Here is a 5,424-nt window from a genome sequence, read left to right as displayed (position 1 = left end):
GTCCTTAAGCTCCTCGAAACACTGTTAACCGGGGGCGAGCCGGTGATCGCCCCGACACTGCCGGCTTCAGCGGGCAGGGCAGGATCACCAGCGACACTGGGCAGCGATGTTGTTTCGCCGCTATTTCTGCCTCATGCGGCGAGGGAAGCGCAGCCATCTTTCCTCGACCGGCCTTGGGTGCTCGAGGATGGTGGTGAGCTCGACCGGCAGGCTCGGCGCCAGCGGCTTTTTGGTCGCGACGCCATCGGCGATGGCAACGATGCTGTGATAGAATTCGGCGCCTGAAAGCGACCTTGGCGGCACGGCCTCGTGCATGATCGAGATCACCGTGACGTCTGGACAATTGTCCTTGATCGCTTGATGGAAGGCGATCTTCCCTTCGGGGTCGAGCGCGCCGGTCGCTTCATCGAGAAACAGCAGCCCCGGCTGCTGCAGCACGATGCGAGCGACAACCAGCTTCTGTTTCTGGCCGCCCGAAAGCACCTGGTCCCAGCTCATTCCCTCGCGGCTTTCATCGGCCATGTGTCCGATGAAATCGCCAAGGCCCGCTCTGTGCAGAGCCGATGCAACCTGCGCGTCGGTGTGGTCGTGCTCTGAGGCGGGCAGGCAGACCAGTTGCTTCAGCGAGACCTGCTGCAGCTTGACCTCCTGGGCGGCATAGAAACTTTCAACCCCTTCCGGGAAGACGATGGTACCGCGGCCATAGGGCCACAGACCGTTAATCGCCTTGATCAGCGAGGTCTTGCCGCAGCCCGATTCGCCCTTCAGGAACGTCCACTCGCCACGCCGGAAGCGCAAATTCGCAGCACTCAGGAATGGCGTTGCGTCCTCGCCTCCATGCGCCAGTTCCAGCTTCTGGATCGTCAGGCCGAACACCGGGTTCTGGCGGTCGTAGCGGAACTCGGAGCGGCCGGTCAGGCTGTAGAATTCTTGCGGGTGCTGGACGTTTTCGATTGCCTGCGCAAGTTCGATGACGCGCTGGCTGTTGGCGCGCAAGGTGGCGATCTCCGGCATCACATGAATGAACCATGAACACTTGCTAATCAGCGCATTGACCTGTTCGGAAGCTGTTAAATAACCCTTGAGGTCGAGGCCGTTGTAAATGAAGGGCACTAATCCAGGGCCGTAAGCGACAATCTTGGCGCCGATGAAATTGTAGATCAGCTCGAACGAAGCGTAGCCGGTGTTGACGACGTTCAATCTTGCCCAGGTACGGTCAATGTCGGCATAGCGCTGGCTGTGCACAGTCTTCTGTACATTCTCGCCTTGCGATGCGGCCACGTGAAAACTGCGGCGCAGGAACGTGATCAACTCGCCGCGGTAGTTGCCTTCAGCCTGCTGCATTCTGACGTTGAGCCACTCCAGCATTCGGCCGAGTTTCACCGCGATCCAGGTGTTGAACGGCACGTAGATAGCGATTGCCAAGAGAGCAAGGATGGCGCTGCCGTAGCTACCGAGAAACTCCAGCCCTTTCACCTCCACGGAGTTTCTCAGCAATTCTCCGCCGACAAAGTAGAGCGAAGTGAAGACGCCGAGCACACCCATAGCAAGCCCGATGGCTCCGCCGGTCATGGCCTTGATGGATTCCTGCACGCGCTGGTCAATGTTATCGGGAGCTGCGTTCCCGGAAGACCCATGCTGGGCATGGAAATGCGTATGATTGGTGTCGAGCAGGGACTCATTGAAGCGGCCGTCCAACCAGCCACGCCATTTGCGATGCAATGTTTTAGAAACAAGGTTGCGAACGCCGGCAATAACCAAGTCCTTGAGCACGACCAGCAACACGAGCAAACCGGCGTTGGTCAGCACTGTCTTGATTGGCGTGGTATTCGCGGCATTGTGGAAAAAGGCGATCGACGTCGCCAGCTCTGCTGCAGCCACTGTAAACCAGACGTCGGCTTTGCTGGACAGCGCGGTGACCAGGGCAATCACCAGGGTCAGCGTCCAGGCCTCCACCCAGCGTTCTGAAAACCAGTAGGCCCGCATCAGTCCCCAGAAGCTGCGCATCGAGGAAACCGGTGTCAGGAGCGGCGGCCTTGCGGCACCGCGGAGCCATTTTTCCGATATTGAATGTCGCTCTGGTCTACCGACCCGAATCACTATCCCGCCCAAACCTCTTTTAGTTTTGTTACAGAGAGTAACACCAATTGATCATTTTCCATTATCTTTTCTCTGCCTGCGGAGAATTGATCCGCTCGCCGTTGCCATCAAGCAACAGAATTCAGGACTGCAATGTCATGCCCTGTCGTTCCCAAAGGAATATTGTTTGCGTAAATTCAATGGGTTGCTGATCCACGCATGCGAAGGCCGGCATCTTCCCTAAGGGAAGCTCTTTCCACAGTTTTGTGAAGGCAAGAGCGTGGTCGATCAGCCGACTTTGTACTGGGGAAGACGGATGCGCTCAAGAACGTGCCGTCTTCGACACGTCTTTGTTGGCCATGTCGGACCTGGCGGCGCCCGGAAAGTAACCGGAATCGCGTTGGCTGCAGCGCAATACATCGATGCCGCCAAGCTTGCCTATGGAACAGCTGCAACAAGGGGTCGCTTTCTTGCAAGCCGCAAGCCGCCAAGCAAGGGGAAGTCGTCAACCAAGGGATTGACCCGCACCAGCAGCAACGGGCACTGATTTTTCGTCAGCCGCGCCAAGGTAACGGTGGAGTAGCGCCTATTCAGTTCGCTTTCTCCAACTCGCCCCGCGCCTTGGCCGCCGCAACCTGGCGAATGGCGTCGGTGAGCGTGTCGGCGTCTTGTGCGCCCATCACCGCATACCTGCCCTCAAGCAGGAAGCACGGCACGCCCGTGATCCCCATGCGCGAAGCAGTGGCGATTTCTGTGCGCACCGCCTCGACATCGGCGTCCGTCGGCAAAAGCGTCTCGACCACGGATGCATCCATGCCGGCCTCGCGGGCGGCGTTGATCAGCACCACATGATCGCCGAGATTGGCGCCTTCCTCGAAATTCAACTGGAACAGACGTCGCACCAGCCGGTTCTGCACGACCTCGCCGGCGGCACCAGCCCAGCGGATGACGCGGTGCGCGTCAAGCGTGTTGGGCGCGACCTTGATGGCGGCGAAGGCAAAGTTGATCCCTTCGGCCTCTCCCAGTGGCTCGATGCGGGCGTGGATCTCGCGGATGCGTTCGTCACTGCCGAATTTGGCCACCAGGTATTCGCGGCGATCTTTGCCTTCGGGCGGGATGGTCGGATCGAGCTGGAACGGCCGCCAGCGAATGTGCACCTCGACATCGGTTGCCGCGGCGATCGCCTTGTCGAGCCGCTTCTGGCCGATGAAGCACCAGGGGCAGACGACGTCGGAGACCACATCGACGGTAATCGACTTCTCGTCGCTCATCTTGATCTCCTGTTCCGAAGAGGTCATTTCGGCTTGCGCCACCATGTCGGCAGCCGATAACCTGATATGGGCGTCTTTTGCGGATGTTCCAGATAGCTCCAGTAGGCGAGCCATTGCTGCGTGTTGTGCTGCATCGGAACCATGTAGTTGCCGGAGATCAACAACCTGTCGAGGACGCGGACGGCGGCAACATAATCTTCGCGGCTGCGGGCGTCGAGCATCGCCTCTAGTGCGGCATCTATCGCCGGATCGGCGACGCCGGCAAGGTTGAATGACCCTTCGGCATTGGCGGCAGCTGATCCCCAGCGCCCGAGCTGCTCGATGCCCGGCGACAGCGAGTTCTCGAAGCCGCTGGTGCCGATCAGCACATCGAAATCGAAACGTTGCTTGCGCGACTGGATCTGGTCGCCGTCAAGGCTGCGGATGGTGACAGCGATGCCGATCTTCGCCAGCGTGCGCTGGTAGATGGCGGCAAGGCGCTCCTCGTTCTGCGAGGCGGTCAGGATCTCGAAGCCGAAGGGTTTCCCCTCGGGATCGAGCATCACTCCATCCTGCAAGGCATAGCCCGCGCCCTTCAATATGTCGAAGGCAGCTTTCAGCACCTTGCGGTCCTGGCCCGAGCCGTCGGTGACGGGTGGCCGCCAGGTGCCGTCCATGACATCGGCTGGCACACGGCCGGGGTAAGGTGCCAGAAGCGCTTTTTCCCTGTCGTCGGCCGGATGGCCTAGCGCGGAAAGCTCGGAATTCTGCCAATAGCTCATGGTGCGCATGTACTTGCCGCCAAACAAGTTCTTGTTGGCCCATTCGAAGTCGTAGAGCATGCCGAGCGCGCGTCGAACCACCGGATTGGAAAACTTCTCCAGTCTTGTGTTGAACAGGAACCCGGTCACCACTGGCGGGATGCCGGTGTCGAACGTTTCGGCGATCACGTCGCCCTTGTGGAAGGCCGGGAAGTCGAGATCGCGCTCGCGCTTGACCGGATCGCTGTCGTCAGCGATGGCGCAGATGCCTTTTTTGAAAGCTTCCAGCTTGGCGTTGGCATTGAGGAAATATTCGATGGTGATCTGGTCGTAATTGTCGAAACCGCGCTTGGCGGGGATGTCCTTGCCCCAATAATTTGGGTTGCGCTTGAACACGATGCGCTGGCCAGGCGCCACGTGCGCCACGGTGTACGGGCCGCTGCCGATCACAGGTTTCAGCGTGGTTCGGTCGAAGGTCTCCTTGTCGAAAGCGTGCTTCGGTACGATTGGCGTCATCGCGATAACCAACGGAGTCTCGCGGTTCGCCTTGTCATTGAATGTAAAGCGCACGCTGCGGTCGCCGATTTTTTCGAGTTTGGCGACCATGCTCATTCGGGCGCTGTAGGGTGGCCGGCCTTTCTCGGTAAAGACGTCGTAAGTGAACAGCACGTCTTCCGCAGTCATCGGTTGGCCATCAGACCACTTGGCCCTCGGATCGAGGTGGAATTCGATGCTCCTGCGCTCCGGATCCATGTCCGCGGTGTCGGCAAGCAGGCCATAAAGACTGAAGGCTTCATCGTCATTGCGCTGCATCAACGGCTCGAAGACGAGATTGCCGAAGATCCTATCGATCATGCCGCGTGCCGTCGTGCGCAGGCTTTTCAGGATGAACGGGTTGAGATTGTCGAAGCTACCGACGACGCAATAGGTGATGCTGCCGCCCTTCGGCGCATCGGGATTGACGTAGTTGAAATGCGTATAGTCGGCCGGCAGCGCCGGCTCGCCTTGCATGGCGATCGCGTGTTTCGGCTCCGATACAGCTGGAAGCGAAAGTGTGATAGACGAGATCGCGGCGATCAGCCAAACAAGAACGCGGCCCATGACCGTCTCCTTACTGGGTCGGCTTGATGATTCGGAGCGCACCCTAACATGAGCCGGCCGCCTCCCGGTCAATCGCGCGTTCAAGAATTGCGAGTATCGGGCTGGATTCGGCACCGCTTGCAGTGTAACACGCCGTCCGAGTCATTCTGTTGCCTCATTTCGGCAACAGGTAGCTGGACCACACGGCGCGAAGAAGCCGGTCCTGGGATCATTTGAGAGGAAGTTCACGATAT

Annotated in this window: 3 protein-coding genes; all 3 read right to left on the bottom strand. The window is 59.2% G+C overall.

From position 1 onward, the window contains the following. Positions 1 to 120: 120 nt before the first annotated feature. Positions 121 to 2,007 carry an ABC transporter ATP-binding protein/permease gene (locus EOA86_RS20305; RefSeq protein WP_164759539.1) on the bottom strand — a complete coding sequence of 629 codons (1,887 nt, stop codon included), beginning with the start codon at positions 2,005 to 2,007 and terminating at the stop codon, positions 121 to 123. Between the two features lie 662 nt (positions 2,008 to 2,669). Beyond that, positions 2,670 to 3,350: a DsbA family protein gene (locus EOA86_RS20300; protein ID WP_127208991.1), complete on the bottom strand. Its 681-nt coding sequence runs from the start codon at positions 3,348 to 3,350 to the stop codon at positions 2,670 to 2,672. 23 nt (positions 3,351 to 3,373) lie between these two features. Continuing rightward, positions 3,374 to 5,191, bottom strand: coding sequence for an extracellular solute-binding protein (locus tag EOA86_RS20295; protein ID WP_128343274.1), 1,818 nt, complete (start codon positions 5,189 to 5,191; stop codon positions 3,374 to 3,376). Between the last annotated feature and the right edge of the window lie 233 nt (positions 5,192 to 5,424).

The sequence above is a fragment of the Mesorhizobium sp. M5C.F.Ca.IN.020.32.2.1 genome, from assembly GCF_004023105.1.
GTDB lineage: Bacteria > Pseudomonadota > Alphaproteobacteria > Rhizobiales > Rhizobiaceae > Mesorhizobium > Mesorhizobium wenxiniae.
This window is presented reverse-complemented; position numbering and strand designations above follow the sequence as displayed.